23 protein-coding genes, 1 pseudogene and 1 riboswitch are annotated in these 24471 nt (G+C 46.5%); of the genes and pseudogenes, 17 read left to right on the forward strand and 7 right to left on the reverse strand.

The annotated features are described in order from the left end of the window. The first annotated feature begins 24 nt into the window (after nt 1-24). Nucleotides 25-1044, forward strand: coding sequence for a UDP-glucose 4-epimerase GalE (gene galE, locus BFW96_RS01285; RefSeq protein WP_069838417.1), 1020 nt, complete (start codon nt 25-27; stop codon nt 1042-1044). A gap of 30 nt (nt 1045-1074) precedes the next feature. On the opposite strand, the gene BFW96_RS01290 is transcribed toward galE, so the two are convergent. Next, the gene (locus BFW96_RS01290; RefSeq protein ID WP_083252775.1) at nt 1075-2004 is read right to left on the reverse strand and encodes a zinc ribbon domain-containing protein; all 930 of its coding nucleotides are present in this window, start codon (nt 2002-2004) and stop codon (nt 1075-1077) included. A gap of 272 nt (nt 2005-2276) precedes the next feature. Next, a riboswitch (guanidine-I (ykkC/yxkD leader) is annotated at nt 2277-2379 on the forward strand. Nucleotides 2380-2455: 76 nt separating this feature from the next. Between BFW96_RS01290 and BFW96_RS01295 the strand changes: the two genes are divergently transcribed. Next, entirely contained in the window at nt 2456-3292 is an 837-nt protein-coding gene (locus tag BFW96_RS01295; protein WP_003242615.1) for a YitT family protein, read from the forward strand. Nucleotides 3293-3333: 41 nt separating this feature from the next. On the opposite strand, the gene BFW96_RS01300 is transcribed toward BFW96_RS01295, so the two are convergent. Then, complete coding sequence (locus BFW96_RS01300; RefSeq protein WP_069838418.1) at nt 3334-4791, reverse strand: aldehyde dehydrogenase family protein; 1458 nt, start codon at nt 4789-4791, stop codon at nt 3334-3336. A gap of 183 nt (nt 4792-4974) precedes the next feature. Here BFW96_RS01300 and BFW96_RS01305 point away from each other — a divergent pair, with 183 nt between their 5' ends. From BFW96_RS01305 to BFW96_RS01320, 4 genes are all read left to right on the forward strand, one after another. Further along, nucleotides 4975-5868, forward strand: a complete 894-nt coding sequence (locus BFW96_RS01305) for a PucR family transcriptional regulator (RefSeq protein ID WP_069838419.1) — start codon at nt 4975-4977, stop codon at nt 5866-5868. Between the two features lie 120 nt (nt 5869-5988). Next, on the forward strand, nt 5989-7086 hold the full coding sequence (gene msmX / locus BFW96_RS01310; protein WP_003242648.1) for a maltodextrin ABC transporter ATP-binding protein MsmX: 1098 nt from the start codon (nt 5989-5991) through the stop codon (nt 7084-7086). A gap of 108 nt (nt 7087-7194) precedes the next feature. After that, complete coding sequence (locus BFW96_RS01315) at nt 7195-7920, forward strand: ZIP family metal transporter (protein ID WP_041521454.1); 726 nt, start codon at nt 7195-7197, stop codon at nt 7918-7920. Between the two features lie 102 nt (nt 7921-8022). Next, nucleotides 8023-8862 (forward strand): polysaccharide deacetylase family protein, encoded by an 840-nt coding sequence (locus BFW96_RS01320; protein WP_069838420.1) that lies wholly within the window; start codon nt 8023-8025, stop codon nt 8860-8862. A 13-nt stretch (nt 8863-8875) separates the two neighbouring features. Here the strand turns inward: BFW96_RS01320 and BFW96_RS01325 are convergent, their stop codons facing one another. The 3 genes from BFW96_RS01325 to cimH all read right to left on the reverse strand — a co-directional run bounded on the left by BFW96_RS01325 (nt 8876) and on the right by cimH (nt 12297). Then, nucleotides 8876-9076 (reverse strand): hypothetical protein, encoded by a 201-nt coding sequence (locus BFW96_RS01325; protein ID WP_069838421.1) that lies wholly within the window; start codon nt 9074-9076, stop codon nt 8876-8878. 57 nt (nt 9077-9133) lie between these two features. Then, nucleotides 9134-10822, reverse strand: a complete 1689-nt coding sequence (locus tag BFW96_RS01330; protein WP_083252776.1) for a M56 family metallopeptidase — start codon at nt 10820-10822, stop codon at nt 9134-9136. A gap of 122 nt (nt 10823-10944) precedes the next feature. Then, nucleotides 10945-12297 (reverse strand): citrate/malate transporter CimH, encoded by a 1353-nt coding sequence (gene cimH, locus BFW96_RS01335; RefSeq protein ID WP_069838423.1) that lies wholly within the window; start codon nt 12295-12297, stop codon nt 10945-10947. Nucleotides 12298-12852: 555 nt separating this feature from the next. Between cimH and cydA the strand changes: the two genes are divergently transcribed. The 5 genes from cydA (at nt 12853) to BFW96_RS01360 (ending at nt 19602) form a co-directional block, all read left to right on the forward strand. Further along, a complete protein-coding gene (gene cydA / locus BFW96_RS01340; protein WP_069838424.1) occupies nt 12853-14259 on the forward strand; it encodes a cytochrome ubiquinol oxidase subunit I in 1407 nt (468 codons plus the stop codon). Then, nucleotides 14243-15259, forward strand: a complete 1017-nt coding sequence (cydB, locus tag BFW96_RS01345) for a cytochrome d ubiquinol oxidase subunit II (RefSeq protein WP_069838425.1) — start codon at nt 14243-14245, stop codon at nt 15257-15259. Before cydA ends, cydB begins: the two co-directional genes overlap by 17 nt. Beyond that, a complete protein-coding gene (gene cydD, locus BFW96_RS01350; protein ID WP_069838426.1) occupies nt 15259-16962 on the forward strand; it encodes a thiol reductant ABC exporter subunit CydD in 1704 nt (567 codons plus the stop codon). The genes cydB and cydD overlap by 1 nt, the downstream gene beginning before the upstream one ends. Beyond that, nucleotides 16959-18686: a thiol reductant ABC exporter subunit CydC gene (cydC, locus tag BFW96_RS01355; protein ID WP_069838427.1), complete on the forward strand. Its 1728-nt coding sequence runs from the start codon at nt 16959-16961 to the stop codon at nt 18684-18686. Before cydD ends, cydC begins: the two co-directional genes overlap by 4 nt. Before the next feature lie 85 nt (nt 18687-18771). Beyond that, a complete protein-coding gene (locus tag BFW96_RS01360) occupies nt 18772-19602 on the forward strand; it encodes an NAD(P)H-hydrate dehydratase (protein WP_069838428.1) in 831 nt (276 codons plus the stop codon). A 13-nt stretch (nt 19603-19615) separates the two neighbouring features. Here the strand turns inward: BFW96_RS01360 and BFW96_RS01365 are convergent, their stop codons facing one another. Continuing rightward, complete coding sequence (locus BFW96_RS01365; protein WP_040081383.1) at nt 19616-20989, reverse strand: cytosine permease; 1374 nt, start codon at nt 20987-20989, stop codon at nt 19616-19618. Nucleotides 20990-21202: 213 nt separating this feature from the next. Here BFW96_RS01365 and sigY point away from each other — a divergent pair, with 213 nt between their 5' ends. The 6 genes from sigY to BFW96_RS01395 are packed head-to-tail and all read left to right on the forward strand — an operon-like array spanning nt 21203 to nt 24106. After that, nucleotides 21203-21739, forward strand: a complete 537-nt coding sequence (sigY, locus tag BFW96_RS01370) for an RNA polymerase sigma factor SigY (protein WP_014665908.1) — start codon at nt 21203-21205, stop codon at nt 21737-21739. Further along, complete coding sequence (locus BFW96_RS01375; RefSeq protein ID WP_040081385.1) at nt 21732-22052, forward strand: YxlC family protein; 321 nt, start codon at nt 21732-21734, stop codon at nt 22050-22052. Before sigY ends, BFW96_RS01375 begins: the two co-directional genes overlap by 8 nt. Continuing rightward, entirely contained in the window at nt 22049-22255 is a 207-nt protein-coding gene (yxlD, locus tag BFW96_RS01380) for a sigma Y negative regulator YxlD (RefSeq protein ID WP_069838429.1), read from the forward strand. Before BFW96_RS01375 ends, yxlD begins: the two co-directional genes overlap by 4 nt. Further along, a complete protein-coding gene (yxlE, locus tag BFW96_RS01385) occupies nt 22252-22440 on the forward strand; it encodes a sigma Y negative regulator YxlE (protein ID WP_003227293.1) in 189 nt (62 codons plus the stop codon). The genes yxlD and yxlE overlap by 4 nt, the downstream gene beginning before the upstream one ends. Nucleotides 22441-22445: 5 nt before the next feature. Continuing rightward, complete coding sequence (locus BFW96_RS01390) at nt 22446-23333, forward strand: ABC transporter ATP-binding protein (RefSeq protein WP_069838430.1); 888 nt, start codon at nt 22446-22448, stop codon at nt 23331-23333. Continuing rightward, nucleotides 23330-24106, forward strand: coding sequence for an ABC transporter permease (locus tag BFW96_RS01395; RefSeq protein ID WP_069838431.1), 777 nt, complete (start codon nt 23330-23332; stop codon nt 24104-24106). Before BFW96_RS01390 ends, BFW96_RS01395 begins: the two co-directional genes overlap by 4 nt. 5 nt (nt 24107-24111) lie before the next feature. Here BFW96_RS01395 and BFW96_RS01400 read toward each other — a convergent pair. Next, nucleotides 24112-24469 (reverse strand): annotated as a pseudogene (locus tag BFW96_RS01400) (MFS transporter); the annotation flags it as partial. Between the last annotated feature and the right edge of the window lie 2 nt (nt 24470-24471).

Raw genomic sequence — 24471 nt, forward strand, 5'->3', positions numbered from 1 at the left:
TCATTTTTTAGGAGGGTTTACATCATGGCAATACTTGTTACTGGCGGTGCCGGATACATTGGCAGCCACACATGTGTTGAACTATTGAACAGCGGCTACGAGATTGTTGTTCTTGATAATCTGTCCAACAGTTCGGCTGAAGCGCTGAACCGTGTAAAGAAGATTACAGGAAAAGATTTAACGTTCTACGAAGCGGATTTATTGGACCGGGAAGCGGTAGATTCCGTTTTTGCTGAAAATGAAATCGAAGCTGTGATTCATTTTGCGGGGTTAAAAGCAGTCGGTGAATCTGTTGCGATTCCGCTCAAATATTATCATAACAATCTGACAGGAACGTTTATTTTATGCGAGACCATGGAGAAATACGGCGTCAAGAAAATCGTATTCAGTTCATCTGCGACAGTGTATGGCGTTCCGGAAACATCGCCGATTACGGAAGACTTTCCATTAGGCGCGACAAACCCTTATGGACAGACGAAGCTCATGCTGGAACAAATATTGCGTGATTTGCATACAGCCGACAACGAGTGGAGCGTTGCGCTGCTTCGTTACTTTAATCCGTTCGGTGCCCATCCAAGCGGACGGATCGGTGAAGACCCGAACGGAATTCCGAATAACCTCATGCCGTATGTGGCACAGGTAGCCGTTGGCAAGCTTGAGCAATTAAGCGTATTCGGAAATGACTATCCGACAAAAGATGGGACAGGCGTACGCGATTATATTCACGTCGTTGATCTCGCAGAAGGCCATGTCAAAGCGTTGGAAAAAGTATTGAACTCCACTGGGGCCGATGCATACAACCTTGGAACAGGCACAGGCTACAGTGTGCTTGAAATGGTCAAAGCCTTTGAAAAAGTGTCAGGGAAAGAGGTTCCGTACCGTTTTGCGGACCGTCGCCCGGGAGACATCGCCACCTGCTTCGCAGACCCTGCGAAAGCCAAGCGGGAACTGGGCTGGGAAGCAAAACGCGGCCTTGAGGAAATGTGTGCAGATTCCTGGAGATGGCAGTCATCTAATGTGAATGGGTATAAGAGTGTAAAATAACAAAAGGCTGGGGTTCTCCCCAGCCTTTTGTTATTTATCTAAGTTTACTTCAAATGTAAATGGATTGATTGTAATATCGTAGTTTTCGGAAGATCCTTCTAAAATAATGTTTGCCGTTTTGCTGTCGATTTTAGGGAAAACAATAATTCCTTCAGTTTTAACTCCCGGTAAGATTTCACTTTGAATTTCAGGATACTCAGAAAGGTCGGATTTAGGCTCAATCTGTTTATTATCAGCTGTAATTTTGGCATTGAAGTCATAAAAGCTGATTTCATCTTGTGATTTGTTTTCTATCTTTACATAAAGGCGAGTTTCTTTTTCAGCAAGTTCCACTTTTTGAAGCGTGAGTGCAAATCCGTGCTGATTCTGTGTTTTATTCACGTTAATTGTTTTTTGAGCTGGAGCAAAAGCTGTTGCATAGTTGCTTTTTTCAATGGAATCGGCAATGATTCTCGGTGCTGAAACGGAACCGCCCAAAGCATTTTCACCATCATATTTGTCTTTCACCGTACCGACTACATGAATAATGTCGTCATCTTTAATGTCTAAATCAGAGTCGTCGCTCATTATAAGCGTATTTTTGCTTAACTTTTCTGGATTATTGTAGCCTTGAAGATATGTACCATCATCGTCCTGTTCAACGTCAAAAACTTTTACATACAGATCAACTTTATAATTTTTGAATTGATTGGCATTGGTATATAGTTTCTCCATATCAGCCTTTTGCACTGTTTTTGTCGACTTTTTAGATGTGGAGCTGGTTGTTGTAGTAGAAGCTTGAGAGTCTCCGCTGTTTCCAAGGTTTGCAATAATGATAATGACTACTATTGCTAAAATTAACGTGATGATTTTATGTCTCATAAAAAAGTTGCGTTGGTCTTTACCGCAATTTGGACATTTTTTAACACCTTTTGCAATCTCTTGACCGCAAGCTTTGCAGTGCAATAGTTTACCTGACATTATATTTCCTCCTATGTAATTAATTGTTTAATATATATGTTCTATTTTGCCTATATAATCTCATATAGTCAATGATAAATTAGAAATGTGATTTTAGTTTTTTCTTAAAAGGGGGTACTTTGTTTCATATCGACTAAAACTTTTATTTATTAACAGCGACCATCTTTTTAATTCTATTAATTTACTGATGAAATCTCCGCAAATACCCCTTGAACCAATTCGAGCCGTCCCGTATAATGCTAATATTGGAAAGTGAAAAGGATATGATCAAAACAGTGGTTTTCTAGGGTTCCGCAATGCAAATTGGACTGTGACCGAGAGAAAACACATAGCAGCTTGGCTGTTATGACACGGTGGGATAAAAGCCCAGGAGTTTCTGCTCTTTTTCGAGAGCGTTCTCCTGGGTTTTTTTATTTGCTAGAACAGAACTATGAGAAGGAGTGTTTTCGTGATGAAAAAGAGAATGCTGGATGTACTTATGCTTGTGATTGGCGCTTTTTTCTTCGCGCTTGCGGTTAATTTATTTGCGATTCCCAATGATCTTGGGGAAGGCGGAGTCACTGGGATTACGCTGATATTGTATTATCTGTTTCAATGGTCTCCCGGTGTCACGAACTTTATCTTAAATGCGTTTTTGCTTTTAATCGGCTACAAGTTTCTGGATGGAAAAACAACCGTTTATACGATCATTGCGGTCGCGGCAAATTCGCTTTTTCTTCATCTGACACATGGGTGGAGCATTCCGTCTGATGAATTGATTATTAATACGATTTTCGCAGGTGTATTTGCGGGAGTCGGAATCGGCATGATTATCCGGGTCGGCGGGACGACAGCCGGTTCCGCGATTCTGGCCAGAATTGCTAATAAATATTTAGATTGGAATATCAGTTATGCGCTCTTGTTTTTTGATTTAATCGTAGTATTTAGCTCTTATTTTATTATTGGTGCGGAAAAAATGATGTTTACGATCGTGATGCTGTATATCGGTACGAAAGTGATGGACTTCATTATTGAAGGTTTGAATACGAAAAAAGCCATTACGGTGATTTCGGAAAATAAGAGTGAGATTGCAGAGCAGGTAAATACCTTGATGGATCGGGGCGTGACAATTTTATCAGGGAAGGGAAATTATACGGGCCAATCAAAAGAGATTTTATATATCGTCATTAACAAACAGGAGCTGTCCATGCTGAAAAAAATCATTAGAAGCTGCGACAAAAAAGCGTTTGTGATCGTTCATGATGTACGCGACGTGTTTGGTGAAGGATTTGTGGACATATCAAAATAAAGAAAAATCCCTCTGTACTTGAAGCAGAGGGATTTTTTCGTTTAGAACGGATATTTGCGGTATTGCTTCTGGATCGAAATCCATTTCGTCACAGTAAATTCCTCGACGACCCACGGATTGCCGAAGCGGCCGACACCGCTTGCTTTGTTTCCGCCAAAGGCAATATTCGGTGAATCATTGACGGACTGGTCGTTGACATGGGTCATGCCGCTGTCAATTTGCAGGGCGAGCTTTTCACCTTTTTCTAAATCAGAAGTGAAAACCGCAGAGCTGAGGCCATACTCGGTATCATTTGCCATGTCAATCGCTTCCTGATCGCTGCCGGCTTTGATAATGGTTGCGATTGGGGCAAACAGCTCCGTTTGGGCAATTTTGCTGTTGTTGTCCGCGCCGACAAAGACGTACGGCGTGAGTACGTTTCCGACACGTTTTCCTTCAACCGCAAGCTCTATGCCGTCTGCCTTTGCCTGCTCAATGATCTCCAGCGCTTTCTCGATTTGGCGCTCGTTAATCAGCGGGCCGACAACGGTTTTCGGATCGGTTTGATCACCGTACGGAAGCTGTTTGACACGGGAGGTGAATTTTTCTACAAACTCATCGTATACATCCTGATGAACGATGATCCTGTTGATAATCATACAGATTTGTCCCTGGTGAATAAATTTACCGAAAATCGCGGCATCGACAGCACGATCGACATCCGCATCTGAAAGGACGGCAAATGGATTGTTGCCGCCAAGCTCAAGAGCCATCCGTTTGAAGGCACGGCCGGCGATTTCACCGATGTGGCGCCCGACTGCGGTTGATCCCGTAAAGCTGATTAATCTCGGGATTGGATTGGTGAGCATGCCGTCCCCGATTTCCTTTACATCCGCCAGCATGACGTTAAGGACACCGGCAGGAAGACCAGCGTGCTCAAACGCTTTCGCAATGATGGTTCCGCCGGAAAGAGCGGTTTGGATATCAGGCTTGTGAACAACGCTGTTTCCCAGCGCAATCGCGGGCGCAATCGTTCTCATAGATAAATTCATCGGAAAATTAAATGGAGAAATCGATGAAATGACACCGAGCGGAAGGCGGTAAATCTTATTGATTTTCCCCTCAATGTCGGATGGAACTTCTTTGACGCCGCCTAATTCACCAGTATACGTCATGGCTTCATCTAAAATGGCAATCGTTTGTTCCAGTTCGATCGTTGATTTCATAATCGTTCCGCCAGTTTCGCGAGCGATCATCATAATGATGTCATCACGGTTTTCCTGTAAATAGCCGCGCGCTTTTTGCAGCACGGCTTTTCGGTCTTCCGTCGTGCTTTTAGCCCACTCTTTTTGGGCTTTCTGTGCAATGTCAAACGCATCCTCCAGCTGTTTGCCCGTTGCCAAAGATGCTGTTGTGATCACAGACTGGTCATACGGATTCAAAATGTCCTCCGTACGTCCGCTTTCTCCCTCAGTCCATTTTCCGTTGATAAAACTTTTGTTTAACGTTTCGAAACTCATAAGATGACCCTCCTTTTGGCCCTGCATATCCTCTTCTATTTCCGCTGACGCCAATATGTAAACGAATGAGGTTTTCTTTCAGTTTTTCGTCTATCTATACCGGATATACTCTTTTTTAGTGGAGAACATGTGTATTTCGCCTTATACTGAATATACAGATCCTTACATAAGAGAGGAGACTCTATGAAATCGCTGCTGGCTATTTATCCCGGTTCGATTGTGTCTGAGGAGCTTTGCATAAGGGAAGGCTGTCTATGTTTTTTTGATGAGAGCAGTCAGAGGTACATCTCCATTCCGAAAACAAAGATCAGCGAAAAAGAGGTATTGGTGCTGCAGTCATTTTTGACGGCTGCGGATGAGGGCAATCAAATGTCTGTGAAATCAGTGGAGGAAAACAAGTGGTTTTCGTTCCTTTTTTCAAGAGGAGAATTGCCGGAGAACATAAAGAAACGGACAAGGTTTGTTCACTTTCATTTATTCGGCAAAATAGACAGGACGTCCTTTACGGAAGCGGTACGCCATTTTTGGCCGGTGTCTTTTGTGATTGTGTGGATCCATGAGGACAGAGGAGTCATTGTTGAGCAGGAAAGTGAAGCTGCGGCGGAGAAGGACGAACTGGAATCGCTCGCTAAGGTTCTTGAAAGTGATTTCTACTTCAGTGTCCGTTTTTACGCGGGAAGATTTTACGAGCCGGATGAGTGCCTGCGAAAACATTACGCTCGTGAACAGGCGTATTTTCTGTTTGCTGAAAAACGGCTGCCTCAGATGCAGAGTGTGACCTTTGAGATGATTTTTCCTTTCATATTATTAGAAACAGAAAAAGAAAAATTGGCAACGCTGCTATCTGAAGAAGCTGAGCTTTTATTTGGCAGTGAATCTGAGCTAAGGAAGACCATTAAGCTGTTTATTGAAAACAATTCAAACGTCACATTAACAGCGAAAAAGCTGCATCTGCATCGCAACAGTCTGCAATATCGGATTGATAAATTTATTGAGCGGTCAGGGATAGATATCAAATCGTACAAAGGCGCGCTTCTTGCCTATTTTATCTGCCTGCAAAGTGAAAGTTCAGAATAAATTGGAAATATGCACGAAAAAGGGCTGGGTGATTTTATGAACGCTGCCCATTTTAGCGGGAGGAAATTGCTGTTACACTCAATATAAGAAAGCGTTTACAATAACAAAGGGGGATGTTAGATGGCTGAATTGCGGATGGAGCACATTTATAAATTTTATGATCAGAAGGAACCGGCGGTTGATGACTTTAACCTTCATATTGCCGATAAGGAATTTATCGTATTCGTCGGCCCGTCCGGCTGCGGGAAGTCAACGACGCTGCGGATGGTCGCGGGACTTGAAGAAATTTCGAAAGGCGATTTTTATATTGAAGGAAAACGGGTCAATGATGTAGCGCCAAAGGACAGGGATATCGCAATGGTGTTTCAAAACTACGCGCTCTATCCGCATATGACGGTCTACGATAATATCGCGTTCGGACTGAAGCTTCGGAAAATGCCGAAGCCAGAAATTAAAAAAAGAGTAGAGGAAGCCGCTAAAATTCTCGGGCTTGAGGAATATTTGCACCGTAAACCGAAAGCGCTGTCAGGAGGACAGAGACAGCGGGTCGCGCTTGGGCGGGCAATCGTGCGGGATGCAAAGGTGTTCCTGATGGATGAGCCTTTGTCAAACCTGGACGCAAAGCTGAGGGTGCAAATGCGGGCGGAAATCATTAAGCTCCACCAGAGACTGCAAACCACAACGATTTATGTGACGCATGACCAGACAGAAGCCCTGACGATGGCGACACGGATCGTAGTCATGAAAGACGGGAAAATCCAGCAGATCGGGACGCCGAAGGATGTATACGAGTTTCCTGAAAACGTCTTTGTCGGCGGTTTTATCGGGTCACCGGCGATGAACTTTTTCAAAGGAAAGCTCACGGATGGCTTAATCAAAATCGGTTCTGCGGCATTAACCGTGCCGGAAGGAAAAATGAAGGTGCTGCGTGAAAAAGGCTACATCGGCAAAGAGGTTATCTTCGGCATCCGTCCTGAGGATATTCATGATGAATTGATTGTCGTGGAATCGTATAAGAACTCCTCGATTAAAGCAAAAATCAATGTCGCAGAGCTGCTCGGTTCAGAAATCATGATTTATTCGCAGATCGACAACCAAGACTTTATTGCGCGGATCGACGCCCGCCTCGATATTCAATCAGGCGATGAGCTGACGGTTGCATTTGATATGAATAAAGGCCATTTCTTTGACAGTGAGACAGAAGTGAGAATTCGATAAGATCAGCAAAACCGGACATGGAGACATGTCCGGTTTTTTGTTCTTTGTTTGCGAGGTTTACGGAAAAAACGGCAGCGGGTAGTGGTTGGTAAGAAAGGGGAGATAGAGATGTGGAATGCGGCAATGTGGGGCGGGATATCGGGCTCTGCTGTACTGCTGGGCGCGCTGGCGTCCATGTTTCTTCCGATTCGCAAACAGATCATCGGCTATATTATGGCTTTTGGCACAGGTGTATTAATAGGCGCGGCCGCTTATGAGCTTCTTGGGGACGCAGTAGCAGAGGGCGGAATCGTGTCGACAGGCGCGGGATTTATTGCGGGAGCTGTTGTGTTTACGATTTTTGACTACGCGGTTTCCAAACGGGGCGCGTCACAAAGAAAAAGATCGGGACAAACAGCTGCCGGCGGCGGAATCGCCATTTTTATCGGCACGATCATGGATGCTGTCCCAGAATCGATTATGATTGGCGCCAGCCTTCTCGAAGAACAATCGGTCAGCTTTCTTTTGGTGATCGCCATTTTTATCAGCAACATCCCTGAAGGGCTGTCTAGTACAGCAGGACTGAAAAACAGCGGGTACTCGAAAACGAAAATTATGCTGCTTTGGGCCGCGGTGCTCGTGATTTCAATTCTTGCCTCATGGTCAGGATTTTTCTTTCTCGACGGCGCTTCTGAAGAAATCATGTCAGCGATTGCAGCATTTGCGGGCGGAGGCATCATTGCGATGATTGCTTCAACGATGATGCCTGAGGCGTACGAAGACAGCGGTCCGATGACAGGTTTAATCGCCGCACTCGGCCTGTTAACCTCGCTGGTTTTGAATCAGTTTTCTTAAATGTGAGCCGGTCATGATTTCATGTCCGGTTTTTTGCTATTGAAAATCTCAGAAACAGACCGATGAAAAAGGAGGAAGAAATAGACAGAAAGCAGGGAACCAATGAAACGTTTTATCTTAAGCATCTTTCTTTTGGGAAGCTGCTTGGCTCTTGCGGCTTGCGCTGATCAAGAGGCGAATGCAGAGCAGACGATGCCCAAAGCGGAACAAAAGAAACCGGAAGAAAAAGCAGTACAAGTTCAGAAAAAAGAAGACGATACAGCCGGATGGATCAAAACAGAGACACCGGCAAAGCTGCCGATTTTGATGTACCACAGCATTTCCTCAGGAAACAGCCTTCGTGTGCCAAAGAAAGAATTCGAAGCGCATATGAAGTGGCTGCACGATAACGGCTATCAGACATTAACGCCAAAAGAGGCGTATCTCATGCTGACGCAGGATAAAAAGCCGAGTGAGAAATGCGTGCTAATTACGTTTGATGACGGCTACACCGACAACTATCAAGACGCGTATCCGGTGCTGAAAAAGTACGGGATGAAGGCGACGATTTTTATGATCGGCAAATCGATCGGACATAAGCACCATCTGACAGAGGACCAAATGAAAGAAATGACACAGCACGGCATATCGATTGAAAGCCATACAATTGACCACCTTGAACTGAACGGGTTAACGCCTCAACGGCAGCAAAGCGAGATGGCAGATTCGAAAAAACTGTTTGACAACATGTTTCATCAGAAAACCACCATCATCAGCTATCCGGTAGGGCGCTACAATGAGGAGACGCTGAAAGCCGCCAAAGAAACGGGGTATCAAATGGGCGTGACGACAGAACCGGGCGCGGCTTCGAGAGATCAAGGAATGTATGCTCTCCATCGCGTGCGCGTGTCCCCAGGCATGTCAGGCTCGGCTTTTGGTGCGTACATCGAATCAATGAAATAAAAAAAGGCGGCGCTTAATCGCCGCCCCCTCCGCCACCACAGCCGGAATCGCTGAAACCCCCGTCACTGCTGCATCCATCATGGTGTGAGCCATTGTCTGAATAGCCGAAATACCCGCTGTCCGCCTGCTGGCGGCTTTTATGCTCCGATGGCTGCGGCTGAATGACTGAAAGAAAAACAATAATAGATATAAACAATAAGATGATCACAATCACTTCTCGTCACTCCCTTTTTTCACCATATCTGTTATACGGATGAAACGCTGACCGGTTTCATTTCAAAGTGATCGATTCTTTCAGGCGGTCTCTGAGCCAACGCTTCAGCACCCCGTGTCCTTTGTTTGACAATAAAGTGCCGACACGCCAATACATAGGAGGATGAGGGGCGAACTGAAAATCAATCAATCTGAAAAGCCAGCTTTTATCCCGGGTGAGAGAGTCAATTTGAAGCTCGTCTTCATCTGCTTCAGCGCTATAGGCACTTTGTTTCTGTATGTCCTCATCCTGCCGAACCGCCAAGATTCTCAAGGCTTCAGCCATTTGTTTGTAACCGCCCTCCAGCAAGGATGCGCCAAGGTTGTCAGCACGCACCTCCATCCATTGTGAACAAAAGGATTGATAGAGCTGAAACAGGATAATGATTGCCATAATGAAAGCCCAAAGCGCAATTTTGTGGGCCTCGGGGTGGATGATATGCTGCTCAAACAAGAGGATAATCCCAACGACAGCTCCAAGATAGAGAAAACGCAAAATCTGTGATGACAGTACATCACGTTTTTTAATATGAATCGCCTCATGGGCCAGAATGCCCTCGATGACACGTAGCGGCAGGGTTAGTGTGGCGCTTGTCAGAATGACCATTGACCTTCCGACATTCATGCCGACTGCCATTCCGTTGTAATCATCACTCTCCGTTTCGTATATGCGGACATGGGAAATGCCGGCCTTGCGGAAAATCTCGTCAGCCGCTGCCTGTACATGCGGATGATGACAGGGCTTGGCGTCCATCGCCGCCCGCAACACACGGTCTGACATATACATGTTGAATACCCAATACAGGATAACCGCTGCAGCCATGACCCATGGAGAGGCGTGTAATGCGTATAACACGAGCACCAATAAGGCGTAAGCGGATATCCCTTTTACGCTGGCGGCAAAATAAAGCTTCCCGAGCAGCCGCTTCACATTTTTTCTATGATAAAACGGCAAAACAGAAATCACATTGTCCACATTGATTTCTTCATCTGCGTATTCTCGGAAAATCGTTTTCCATTTTTGCGGTTCCTTCACCGTCAGAAACAGTGTTTCGCCGGGAAGAGACAGTTTAATGACTTGCTGAAAGCTTGTTGTCAGATCTAAACGTGATGAATACATCGTCATAAGCGGATGGAGCTTTAAGAGATCAGCCGTAGATTCAAGCTGAATGTCCTTCAAATCGTAAAGCGGATATGTACGGGTTTCATAGTGTGAGCTGATATGCAATTTTTCTAAGGCTGCTGAATAGAAAACCTTTACACTGAAAACATTCAGTATTCGCTTCACCAGTGCTCCTCCACCGGAGATCATGCCGAGAAGGATTACATATTTGAGAGGGCTTGGGTCAGGTCCATAGATGAAAAAAATAACAGCCCCTGCAAACACAATGGCGGTCAGCGTAATGTCTGACAGGAGACGTGTTTTGTTTCTGGCAAGCTCGATTTCCTGCCAGTCTCCCGAAGGTTTTTCCGCACGTTCTGAAACAATGAGATCCATTGCGGTCCAATAGCAGTAGAACATTGTCGCGATTGAGACAATGCCGTCCATGAATGAGAGATGAGAGAAGATGTAAGCTGCAGCGCCGACCCATAGCACAATATCAATCCAGAAGTCTATGGCCGGAATGAGTTTTGCAGCCAGGGCTGATATCAAATAAAATCCCAGCCCGAGAAGCATAAAGAGAAATAGATGAGTTCCCATAGGCATGCCAGATTCCTTTCTATCTAGTATTTCCAACTATTACTATAGCATGGGATGGGAACTTGCAAAAATACGGACATGCAAAAAGCAAGCCCTTTCGTTTTCCGAAGAACTTGCTCCGAGGTGTATCAATAAAATTGGTGCAGCAGCAATAAGGTTAAGGATACTGTAATCGCTCCCCCGATGCGGGTAGACACCTGGGCGAACGGCATCAGCTCAAGCCTTTCCGCCGCGCTTAAAATAGCGACGTCACCGGTGCCGCCTTGCCCTGAATGGCATGCATTAATAATGGCGGTTTCAATCGGATACATGTTCAGCCATTTTCCGGTGAAGAAGCCGACGGCCATCATGGTCACAACGACAGACAGAATTGTAATGATATTGCTGAGGTTAAAAGCAGCGATAAGCTTGTCCCACGGCGTCATGGATACCCCGATCGCAAAGAGCAGCGGGTAGGTCACAGCTGTTGAAAAGAAGCGGGATACTCCAAACGCGCCATTTTCAATTGAGGCAGGCGCCAATCTGAACAGCTTGATTAGAACAGCCAGTAACAGCATGGCAACGGGTGCCGGAAATCCGAAAAAATCATGGGCGAGCATGCCGACTAAGTATAAAGAAACAGCAAGGATACCGCCTGACGCAAATAAAGAAAGGTTGAACATGTGCTGACCGCTCTGTGATTCCTCCAGCGCAGGGGACTCTTCTTCGGAGCGGTCCACTTTGCCGTTTCCAGTCAATCCCGGTTTTTTCTTTCCGATTCTGTTCAGCAAGCCCGCTAGAATAATCGCGCACAGGCTGCCCAGCATAATCGATGGGAGAACAAGTGCAAACGCTTCCCCTTGAGAAATGGGCATGATGTCAGAATAGCCAATGGACAGCGGGATAGCACCTTCTCCGACTCCTCCGGCCATGATAGGAATAACGATATACAGCAGTGTATGCTGAAATCCGATTCCGAGCAAAGTCCCGACAGCCAGTCCGACAATAGCGGCTGTGACAGAACCGACAATAAGCGGAATAAAGATTTTCATAAATGCTTTTACGAGTGTTTCTCTTTTCATGCCGAGGATGCTTCCGACGACAATACCGGCGATAAACAAATATAGAAAGTTTGAGTTTTCTGTAAATTCTGTTGTGGATTTGACGATATCATTAGGCAGCAGGTGATAGTACACGACAGCGGATGGAATAAAAGTAGCTAGGATGGCCGGGCCGCCGATAGAACGAACAATCGGTATCGATTTGCCGATTTGGGCAAAGGTAAACCCGAAAAACGCCATGACGGCAATGGATGTCAGAATGTCACTTTTTACATCGTGATGCATAACAAAAACAGTGATTAATATAAACAGCAAGGCATACACAGGAAGCGGTATGATGCCTACTTTTATATTCATGGCTTTCGCAAACCAATTCTCTTTTCGAACCCCTTCGTGAATTGTATCCGTTTGCAATTGCATGTGTGTTTGAAGCTCTCCCATTGAAAAACCTCCCCTATTCTTGATGCAGTGAAATTGTTCACTATGTTAAGTATACTAAAAAATTGAAATTATTAATATATTAAAAATTTACTATTCAGCTTTTCTCCTCTTGCCGGCTTAAATGGAAAGAGGCATTCTGACTAAAATCGGTTTATGACGGAATGCTGAGACTCGAGTGCTGAAGCGGGTGTGAGCATTTTGTTCGCAAGGAACGATGTGTTGATGTACGATGATAAAGGGTCATTTATCCTAGCAGCCGACATAAATAAGCAACAAAATAGACAAAAAACCGTCACATAGTATGGGACTTTTTAGGTGTTTTAGGCTTTATTTTTGAAATGAATCGTTGTAAAGTACTTAATATGAACCAGTCAGAGATTGTGTCATTTTGTCAGTCTAGCAATCTTGCATCATATTGGACGACTTTTTAATACATTTGTGAAATATTGAACAATATTTTTTTCGTCTATTTTGTGAATTACTGATCAAAGTTTTGGTTCTATTTGTGAAGTGGTGAGCAAATTAACAGATTCAACCGGAAATGGAGGAGAAAGCATGAGTGAATTGGTATTAGCCCGCATACAATTTGCATCTACAACGTTGTTTCATTTCTTGTTTGTGCCGATGTCTATCGGGCTTGTGTTTATGGTTGCGTTGATGGAGACTCTTTATCTTGTGAAGAAAAATGAGCTGTATCTCAAAATGGCAAAGTTTTGGGGACACTTATTCTTAATAAATTTCGCAGTCGGTGTTGTAACGGGGATTTTGCAAGAATTCCAGTTTGGACTGAACTGGTCTGATTACTCCCGTTTTGTCGGAGATGTATTTGGCGCTCCGCTTGCGATTGAAGCCTTATTGGCGTTTTTTATGGAATCTATTTTTATCGGATTATGGATATTTGGCTGGGATCGCCTGCCGAAGAAAATTCACGCTCTCTGCATATGGCTCGTATCATTCGGAACGATCATGTCATCTTTCTGGATTTTAACAGCAAACTCCTTTATGCAGGAGCCAGTCGGCTTTACGATCAAAAACGGCCGCGCGGAAATGAATGACTTTGGCGCGCTGATCACAAACCCTCAGCTTTGGGTTGAATTCCCGCACGTTATTTTCGGTGCGCTTGCCACCGGGGCTTTCTTTATTGCCGGAGTGAGTGCTTTTAAACTATTGAAGAAAAAAGAAGTGCCGTTCTTTAAGCAATCTTTTAAACTCGCAATGATTGTCGGTCTTTGTGCCGGTCTTGGCGTCGGCCTTAGCGGACACATGCAGGCTGAGCATTTAATGGAATCACAGCCGATGAAAATGGCTGCCAGTGAAGGCCTGTGGGAAGATAGCGGTGATCCCGCTGCTTGGACCGCTTTTGCGACGATCGATACAAAAAATGAAAAAAGCTCAAATGAGATCAAAGTTCCTTATGCTTTGAGCTACTTGGCTTATCAGAAATTCAGCGGAAGTGTCAAAGGGATGAAGACACTTCAGGCTGAGTACGAAAAAATATACGGAAAAGGCGACTATATTCCGCCGGTCAAAACGACATTCTGGAGCTTCCGCATCATGGTTGGCGCAGGCGTTGTCATGATTCTTGCAGCGTTAGGCGGCCTTTGGCTGAACCGCCGCAAAAAGCTTGAAAACAGCAAATGGTATTTGCGCATCATGATCGCTTTGATATCCTTCCCGTTTCTTGCGAACTCCGCGGGCTGGATTATGACAGAAATCGGGCGTCAGCCTTGGACGGTTATGGGCTTGATGACAACGGCTCAATCCGTGTCGCCTAACGTAACAGCGGGCTCCCTGTTATTCTCAATCATCGCATTCGGTGTGATGTACATGGTTCTGGGCGCGCTGCTTGTCTTCTTGTTTATCCGTGAGATTAAAAAAGGTGCCGAGCATGATGATCATCATGAAGTGCCTGTATCAACAGATCCATTTAGTCAGGAGGTATACCATGGCATCTCTTCATGATCTTTGGTTTATACTCGTTGCTGTATTGTTTGTAGGATTCTTCTTTTTGGAAGGCTTTGATTTCGGGGTCGGCATGGCGACCCGTTTTCTTGGCCATAATGAATTAGAACGCAGAGTGCTGATCAACACGATCGGGCCGTTCTGGGACGCGAATGAAGTGTGGCTTTTGACTGGCGCAGGCGCCATTTTCGCGGCATTTCCAAACTGGTATGCAACGATGCTTAGCGGTTATTACATTCCGTTTGTCATTGTGCTGCTTGCGTTAATGGGCCGCGGGGTCGCGTTTGAGTTTCGCGGCAAGGTGGATCATTTAAAATGGGTAAAGGTTTGGGACTGGGTCGTTTTCTTCGGCAGTCTGATTCCTCCGTTTGTGCTTGGTGTTCTGTTTACGACATTATTCCGCGGAATGCCGATTGATGCCGACATGAACATTCACGCACATGTATCTGATTATATCAATGTATATTCTATACTTGGCGGTGTGACGGTAACACTTCTTTGCTTCCAGCACGGATTAATGTTTATCACGCTGCGTACGATTGGTGATTTGCAAAACCGCGCCCGGAAAATGGCACAAAAGATAATGGGTGTTGTTTTTGTAGCGGTTCTTGCCTTCGCGGCTCTTTCTGCGTATCAGACAGACATGTTTACACGCCGCGGAGAAATTACCATTCCGCTCGTTGTTTTGATTGTCATCTGCTTTATGCTCGCGGCTGTATTTATCCGTAAGAAAAAAGACGGCTGGACATTTGGGATGACAGGCGCTGGTCTTGCGCTGACCGTGGGAATGATCTTTATTTCCCTATTCCCTCGCGTAATGGTCAGCTCGCTTCAAAGCGCATACGATTTAACAGTAGCTAACGCTTCTTCCGGTGATTATTCGCTTAAAGTCATGTCAATTGCAGCATTAACGCTATTGCCGTTCGTCATCGGCAGCCAGATCTGGAGCTATTATGTCTTCCGGAAGCGCGTCAGCCATAAGGAGCCTATGACTTATTAATGGGAAAAGACCTGTTTCGATATAAAGGAATGAAGCGGATTCTCACCGTGATTACTTGTTTAACGCTGATTCAGACAGCCGCTATTATTATGCAGGCAGAGTGGCTGAGTGAAGCCGTAACCGGACTGTTCAATGGGAAGAGCATTACCTCCCTTTTTCCGGTGATCGGCTTTTTCCTCATCGCTTTTATCGCCCGGCACGGGGTGACGGTGGCGCGCCAGAAAATCGTCTATCAATATGCCGCCCGGACAGGAGCAGATTTGAGAAAAAGTTTTCTTGATCAGCTGTTCCGTTTAGGCCCCCGCTTTGCAAAGAAAGAGGGCACGGGGCAAATGGTGACGCTGGCGATGGAAGGCATCAGCCAGTTCCGCCGCTACCTGGAGCTGTTTCTGCCGAAAATGGTCAGTATGGCGATTGTGCCTGCGGCGGTTGTCATTTATGTGTTTTTCCAGGATCGTACGTCGGCCGTCATTTTAGTCGCAGCGATGCCAATTCTGATCATTTTTATGATTCTCCTTGGCCTTGTCGCACAGAGAAAAGCGGATCGTCAGTGGAAATCCTATCAGAGACTTTCCAATCATTTTGTTGATTCTCTTCGGGGGCTGGAGACATTGCGTTTCCTAGGTTTGAGCAAGTCACACAGCAAAAATATTTTCTACGTGAGTGAGCGGTATCGCAAAGCAACAATGAGCACACTCCGGGTGGCGTTTTTATCATCATTCGCCCTCGATTTCTTCACGATGCTGTCGGTGGCGACAGTCGCGGTGTTTCTGGGCCTGCGCCTGATTGACGGCGATATTTTGCTTGGTCCCGCTTTAACGGCGCTTATTCTGGCGCCTGAGTATTTTCTGCCGGTGCGGGAAGTGGGGAATGATTATCATGCAACGCTGAACGGCCAGGAAGCAGGAAAAACCATTCAAGAGATTTTGTCACAGCCTGGTTTTAAAGAAGAGACGCCGCTTCAGCTCGAGGCTTGGGGTGATCAGGATGAGCTGAATCTGTCAGGCGTGTCAGTCGGCCGTTCGGTGTGTAATATTGATCTGTCATTCAAAGGTAAGAAAAAAATCGGCATTATCGGTGCAAGCGGTGCCGGAAAATCAACATTAATTGATATCCTCGGCGGATTTTTAGAGCCGGATGGCGGGATGATTGAGGTGAATGGCACAAGCCGGTCCCATTTGCAGGACGGCAGCTGGCAGAAAAATCTTCTGTACATCCCTCAGCATCCGTACATTTTTGATGATACGCTTAGCAATAACATTCGCTTCTACCACCCAAGCGCTTCGGCAGAGGATACAGTCCGTGCCGCTGCTGCGGCGGGTCTGACGGAGCTGGTGGATAAGCTTCCTGACGGATTAGAGGGGCGGATCGGGGAAGGCGGCCGGGCGCTCAGCGGCGGACAAGCACAGCGTGTCGCGCTGGCCCGCGCCTTTTTGGGAAACCGCCCGATTCTGCTGCTGGATGAGCCGACCGCCCATCTTGATATCGAAACAGAATATGAAATAAAAGAAACGATGCTGGATTTATTTGAGGATAAGCTCGTCTTTCTCGCGACTCACCGCCTTCACTGGATGCTCGATATGGACGAAATTATCGTGCTTGACGGGGGCAGGGTTGCGGAAATCGGGACTCACGATGAACTGCTGAAGAAAAACGGTGTGTACACCAAACTCGTGAAGGCACAACTGGGGGAAAGAGCATGAAGAAAGAAGAATGGATTTTGCCGTATATCAAGCAAAATGCCCGCCTGTTCGTTCTGGTTATCTTTTTGGGCGCGGTGACGATTTTTTCTGCTGCTTTCCTCATGTTCACCTCAGGATTCTTGATTTCTAAAGCGGCGACAAGGCCGGAAAACATCCTGCTCATTTATGTGCCGATTGTCGCTGTCCGAACCTTTGGGATTGCACGGTCTGTGTCGCGATATATGGAACGGCTCGTCGGCCATCACATCATTTTGAAAATCGTATCTGACATGCGCGTCCGCCTTTACAATATGCTTGAGCCGGGTGCTTTGATGCTGCGTTCCCGTTTTCGCACAGGGGATATGCTCGGCATTTTGTCTGAGGATATTGAACATTTGCAGGATGCTTTCTTAAAAACGATTTTTCCTGCGATCTCAGCCTTGCTCCTGTATGCTGTGTCAGTGATAGCGCTCGGCTTCTTCTCTTGGCCGTTTGCCATATTGATTGCGCTGTATTTGTTTGTTCTTGTTGTATTGTTTCCGGTTGTGTCTTTGCTCGTGACGAGAGCGAGGAATGCGAAGCTGAAAAGCGGACGGAATGTGCTGTACAGCCGTTTGACAGATGCCGTGATGGGTGTCAGCGATTGGATGTTCAGCGGACGCAGGCATGCTTTTATTGATGCGTATGAAAAAGAGGAGCATGATTGGTTTGAGCTTGAACGGAAAAAACAACGCTTTACAAGATGGCGGGACTTTGCTGCGCAATGCCTTGTCGCCGGCCTTATTTTGCTGATGCTCTTTTGGACAGCAGGACAGCAAGCGGACGGCGAGCTCGCTAAAACAATGATTGCCGCTTTTGTGCTTGTGGTGTTCCCGCTGACGGAAGCCTTTTTGCCGCTTTCGGATGCCTTAGGCGAAGTGCCGGGCTATCAGGATTCTATCAAACGCATGAACAGGGTGGCTCCTCAGGCGGAGGCATCACAAACAGAATCAGGAGCACAAACGCTTGATCTCCAAGATGTTACCCTGTCCTTTCGTGATGTGACGTTTTCTTATGACAACAGCAGCCAAGTGCTTGACAACTTTTCCTTTACGCTGCGCCAAGGAGAAAAAATGGCGCTGCTTGGCCGAAGCGGCTCTGGGAAATCAACGTCGCTTGCATTAATCGAAGGCGCCTTAAAACCGGACTCCGGTTCTGTAACGTTAAACGGAGTGGAGACAGCGCTGTTAAAGGATCAGATTGCTGATGCGGTGGCTGTGTTAAATCAAAAACCGCACCTGTTTGATACAAGTATTTTGAACAACATCAGGCTCGGAAACGGAGAAGCAAGCGACGAGGATGTACGCCGTGTCGCAAAGCAGGTCAAGCTGCATGACTACATTGAGTCGCTTCCTGACGGATATCATACCTCTGTACAGGAAACGGGCATCCGTTTTTCCGGTGGAGAGCGCCAGCGGATCGCACTTGCGCGGATCTTGCTGCAGGATACGCCGATCATCATCCTTGATGAGCCAACAGTCGGCCTCGACCCCATCACTGAGCGTGAATTGATGGAAACGGTGTTTGAGGTGCTGAAAGGAAAAACGATTTTATGGATTACACACCATCTCGCGGGAGTGGAAGCAGCCGATAAAATCGTATTTCTCGAAAACGGCAAAACGGAAATGGAAGGAACCCATGAGGAGCTGTTGGTGGCAAACGAACGATATCGCCGCCTGTATCACCTTGATGTTCCTGTAAAATAGAAGACAGCCCTAAAAGGCTGTCTTTTTTTGTTTGAAATAGAAAGGTACAGGAAAAATAGGAAAAGAAAGCAGAGGAGGGATAGAGATGAATGTTCCATTTTGGACGGAGGAGCATGTGAGGGCCTCGCTCCCTGAAAGAGATGCCGAGAGCCATAAAGGCACGTACGGTACGGCCTTGCTGCTGGCGGGAAGCGACGACATGCCGGGCGCGGCGCTTCTGGCGGGGCTCGGGGCGATGCGGAGCGGTCTCGGCAAGCTTGTCATCGGCACGTCTGAAAGCGTGATCCCGCTGATTATTCCTGTTCTGCCTGAGGCGACCTATTGGCGTGACGGCTGGAAAAAAACGGAGGGGGATCAGCTTGAAGAGAAGTACCGGGCAATTGCCATCGGACCGGGGCTTCCGCAAACTGAAACCGTACAGCAGGCAGTCGATCATGCACTTGCGGCGGATTGCCCTGTTGTTTTGGATGCCGGAGCGCTGGCAAAGCGCACGTATTCGAAACGGCAGGCGCCCGTCATCCTTACGCCGCACCCGGGCGAGTTTTCCCGCATGACAGGAGTGCCAGTGAACGAGCTGCAAAACAAAAGAGCGGAGCATGCAAAGGAGTGGGCGGCTCGGCTGCAGACTGTCATTGTATTAAAAGGAAATCAAACCGTCATCGCGTTTCCTGATGGCGACTGCTGGCTCAACCCAACCGGAAACGGGGCGCTCGCCAAAGGCGGAACCGGTGACACGCTGACGGGCATGATATTGGGGATGCTCTGCTGCCATGAGGACTCAAAGCACGCCATATTAAACGCAGTCTATCTGCACGGCGCGTGCGCCGAGCTCTGGACGGACGAGCACTCCGCTCATACGCTGCTTGCTCACGAGCTTTCTGACATGCTGCCCCGCGTGTGGAAGCGATTTGAATGATAAAAAGCTGTCTTCATAGAGAAGACAGCTTTTCTTGATACCCCGCCCGTTTTTTTAAACGCGGTTTCATTAATACATAGTAAAGCACAGAAGGAACAGCCAAGCCGATAATCCATGCGATGTCTCCGCCGCCAAACATTTTGGCTAGCGGTCCGATGTAAAAGGTTGTATTGATAAACGGAATTTCCAACAAGATGGACAGAACGAACGCAATCGTGGTGATCCAATTGACCTTTCCATAAGGCCCGTTTACATCGAACATGGCTTTGACTTGATACTTTCCGTGGCGGACAAAGTAGTAATCGACTAAATTGATGGCCGTCCATGGAATTAAGAAATAACTGATGAAAAAGATAAAACTCAAAAACAGCTCCATAAAATTGCTTTGCCCCAGCAGGCTTAAGACTGTGCCGACAAGCGTGACACCCAGGATCATGGTGATTCTGACTTTGGGCGTGACTTTTAATTTCAGAAACGGCTCCAGCGTTGTTGTCGTGGACATGAAAGCTCCATACAGGTTAAAAACATTGATTGCCATTTGTCCAAATAACACAATGATCAGCATAATAAATGAGAAGGGGCCGAACAATTGGACAATCTGGCTTCCTGAGTTTGCCGTAAAGTCAGGCAGTGCAGTTGTCAGCAAAGCGCCGAGCAGCATCATCCAGATGGAGCTGACAGACGTACCTGCATAGCTGTACCAAAATGTTTTTGAAGCCGGTGTTTGTACTGGCAAATATCTTGAATAATCGGCAACATACGGCGCGTAGGCAAGCTGCCACGTCGCAACTGCGCTGACTGCCACCAAGAAAATGGGCAGATCAACTGCTCCGGGAATCCAGCTGCCTGCCGGAATAGGCAATTGAAAAATAAGAATCGTTGCAGCGAAAAACACAGCAAAAGAGGTCCAAGAAAGGATTTTTTGCATTTTGTGAATCAAATCATGACCGAAAATGGTGAGTAAAAAACATACGGCGCTTAAGCCTATAATGCTCCATGATCCCGGGATGGGAACAAAGCTGCTTAAGGTTCCGGCCGCCAAAATCGTGCTGCTTGCGAAGAAACCAAGGTAGATAAACATGACTAAGAAGAGGGGAAGAATCGCTCCAATTACGCCGAATTGGGCACGGCTTTGAATCATTTGCGGGATGCCAAGCTGAGGGCCTTGCGCGGAATGAGACGCCATAAATATGGCACCGATTAAGGTTCCGCAAATAATAGCGGCAACACTCCAAAACAAATTAAGTCCCATTGCAACGGGAATCGTGCCGGTCACTAACGTGGTGATATGCATATTAGCCCCGAACCATACGGGAAATAAATCTTTCGCTTTACCATGTCTTTCTTCATTCGGAATATATTCAATCGTTCGCCTTTCTACTTTCAATGCATCGTCCTCCATATTGGATGTTTTTTTGAAATCGACATAAAGTCATAGCTTAACAGACTATGAGGGGGTTTACAAATAAGGATATGCAGCCAAACGGCTGGGAAGCCTGATCTGTCAATGGCTGAAAAGAATTGTAAAAAAAGATGAACGCTTTTAAATCCGGTGTCGTCACATAAGGCAGAAAAACAAAAAAAGGGGGGATCGCGGCCATTGGATACACACGAAGAACAGCAGCTGATACAACAGGCGAAAGAGGGAGACGACGAAGCGTTTACAGCTCTTTTCCACTATCATTATTCTTTTTTATATAAATATTTGCTAAAACTTTCTCTTCATCCTGACCTCAGCGAGGAGCTCGTTCAGGAAACCTTTTTGAAAGGGTACATTCATTTAAGAAGCTTCCAAGGCCGTTCCAAATTCTCCACGTGGCTGATTTCTATTGCATCCAGGCTCTACCTCGATCACCAAAAAAAGAGAAAGAGAGAATGGAAACGGAATCAGGCGGTTACGGAGGAAGCAATCCGCAAGATCAAGTGGGACGTGTCAGTGAAAGGAGCAGAATGGAGCGAAACGCTCGATCTGTTTTCAAAGCTGGACCCTAAACTGCGCACGCCGGTTTTATTAAGGCATTACTACGGCTATACCTACGCCGAAATCGGGCTGATGCTGCAGATCAAGGAAGGCACGGTGAAGTCCAGAGTGCATAAAGGGCTCCAGCAAATCAGAAAGGAGTGGGACGATGAATAAAGAAAAGGTATCTCTTCATTTAAAATCAGAATTGCAGAAAATTGATGAAACAGCCAATCCCTCTATACCGAATCAAAAAGAACTGCTTTACCAGCTGTCACAAATGAAAGCTGAACGCAGAAGAAAACTGCTAAAAGAGATCATCTTATTTGTATTCTGCGCGCTGATGGTTGTGAGTGCGGCGATCCTGGCATTCACTCAAGCTCCCGCTGTGTTTATTGTACTTCAGGTTTGTGTGCTTGCTACCCTGCCGATTTTGATTGTGACCGAGAAAAAAAGACAGCTCGGGGAATGCGAGGTGGAGCGCCGATGACACAAACAGAAATTGTCATCACGGTTACGGCTTATCTCATCGTATTGGCGCAGGGAATCTTTTTATTTATTGATGCGAAAAAACGAAATCGCATGGCATGGGTTTGGGGGATTGTCGGATTGATTACAGCCCCGATGCCGCTGATTTGTTATTACTTTTTTGTCATTAGGCCTGATCGGAAGAAAAGGGGGATCAAGCAATGAATATTTCTTGGGAAATGATTTTGCCGCTGATTGTATTACAGTTGGCTTTGGCGGTGTTTGCTCTCATCAGCTGCATAAAAGAAGAGCGGACAAACGGGCCAAAGTGGATGTGGGCTGCAATTATCGTATGTATCAATATTATCGGGCCGATTTTATTTTTCACCGTCGGCAGAAAGCAAAGGTGAGTGGCATGCTGTCTATTGAGTCATTATGCAAAACATATCGGCATCATGAAGCTGTAAAGAATGTCAGTTTTCACGTGAATGAAAATGAGTGTGTCGCACTATTAGGGCCTAATGGAGCCGGCAAAACCACGACTCTGCAAATGCTGGCCGGATTGCTTTCGCCAACCTCCGGAAGCATTAAGCTGTTAGGAGAAAAAAAGCTGGATCGGCGTTTGATTGGGTACCTCCCGCAGTATCCTGCTTTTTCTTCGTGGATGACCGCAAATGAATTTTTAATATTTGCCGGGCGACTATCCGGTTTTCCAAAGAAAAAGTGCCAAGAGGAGATCGGTGAGATGCTGGAATTTGTCGGTTTGCACGAAGCTGCACACAAAAGGATCGGAGGCTATTCAGGAGGCATGAAACAAAGACTCGGTCTGGCACAGGCACTGCTCCATAAACCGAAGCTTTTGATATTGGATGAACCGGTGTCTGCACTTGATCCGACAGGACGGTTCGAGGTGCTGGACATGATGCGGGAGCTGAAGAAGCATATGGCCGTTCTGTTTTCAACACACGTTTTGCACGATGCAGAGCAGGTGTGTGATCAAGTGGTGATTATGAAAAACGGTGAGGTTTCATGGAAAGGTGAGCTGCAGGAGCTGAAAAAACAGCATCAAACGAACGTTTTTACCCTTACAGTGAAAGAGAAGCTGAAGGGCTGGCTTGAAGAGAAGCCTTACATCTCAGCTATTGTCTATAAGAATCAATCCCAAGCTGTTTTCGAGCTGCCTGATATACACGCTGGCCGATCCTTATTAAGTGATTGTATCCGGAAGGGATTGACCGTCACCCGTTTTGAACAGAAAACCGAGTCTCTCGAAGACGTCTACCTCAAGGTGGTGCACGCATGAAGGTGATGATGGCGCTATTGCAGAAGGAATGGCTGGAAGGGTGGAAAAGCGGCAAGCTGGTTTGGCTGCCGATTGCGATGATGATCGTCGGACTGACACAGCCGCTAACCATTTATTATATGCCGGACATCATCGAACATGGAGGAAATCTTCCTGATGGCATGAAAATCAGTTTTACGGTGCCCTCCGGGTCTGAAGTGATGGTCAGCACGCTTTCTCAATTCAACACGCTTGGCATGGCTCTAATCATCTTTAGCGTGATGGGCTGTGTAGCCAATGAAAGAAATCAAGGGGTAACGGCGCTGATCATGTCACGGCCTGTGACGGCAGCCCATTATATCGTGAGTAAATGGCTCACCCAAAGTGTGATCGGCATTCTGTCGTTCGCAGCTGGATACGGGCTTGCTTATTATTACATCCGGCTGCTGTTTGAGGACGCGTCATTCAGCCGCTTTGCCGCAAGTCTTGGCCTTTACGCTCTTTGGGTGATATTTATTGTGACTGCCGGCCTTGCCGGAAGCACGATATTCCGGTCTCTCGGAGCAGCTGCGGCTTGCGGGATCGGGTTCACAGCAGCTGTTTCCTTTGCTGTTTCACTATTCCCAGATCATGCGAAGTGGCTTCCGGCCGAGCTTTGCAAGCAGGCGGAGCATATCCTTCTTCATGGAGAGCGGGCAGATTTTTTCGGATGGTCACTCACTTTCTCCATACTGTGCATCATGCTTCTTACAATGTTTTCTGTGTGGCGCTTCCAGCGGTATGAAAGCTATTAATTGATCATGCTACCAAACAGCCGGGCGGCCAGCACGAAGAAGAATGAATCAAACACCAGAAATAGCAGGCTGCTTAGGACGGAAAAGCCGAACCCGGCAATTAACAATTGCTTGCGCAAAGAAAACAGGATATCTGACAGAAGGCCGAGCGGGAAGCGCAGAAGGATTTGCGTGACCCCGTAGCTGCCGAGAATGATGCCGATTGCGCCGTATGAAAAGTGCAGATCCTCCAAATACAGGCTGAATACAGGCACATAAATATAGCCTGAAAACCAGAAACAAAATACCATGCATAAAAAAACGGCGTGATCTAAAGCGCCGATTGTTTTTTTTCTGAGGAATCAAGTCCTGCTGTAATTCCATTG

The sequence above is a fragment of the Bacillus sp. F56 genome (assembly GCF_001748205.1).
Classification (GTDB): domain Bacteria; phylum Bacillota; class Bacilli; order Bacillales; family Bacillaceae; genus Bacillus; species Bacillus stercoris.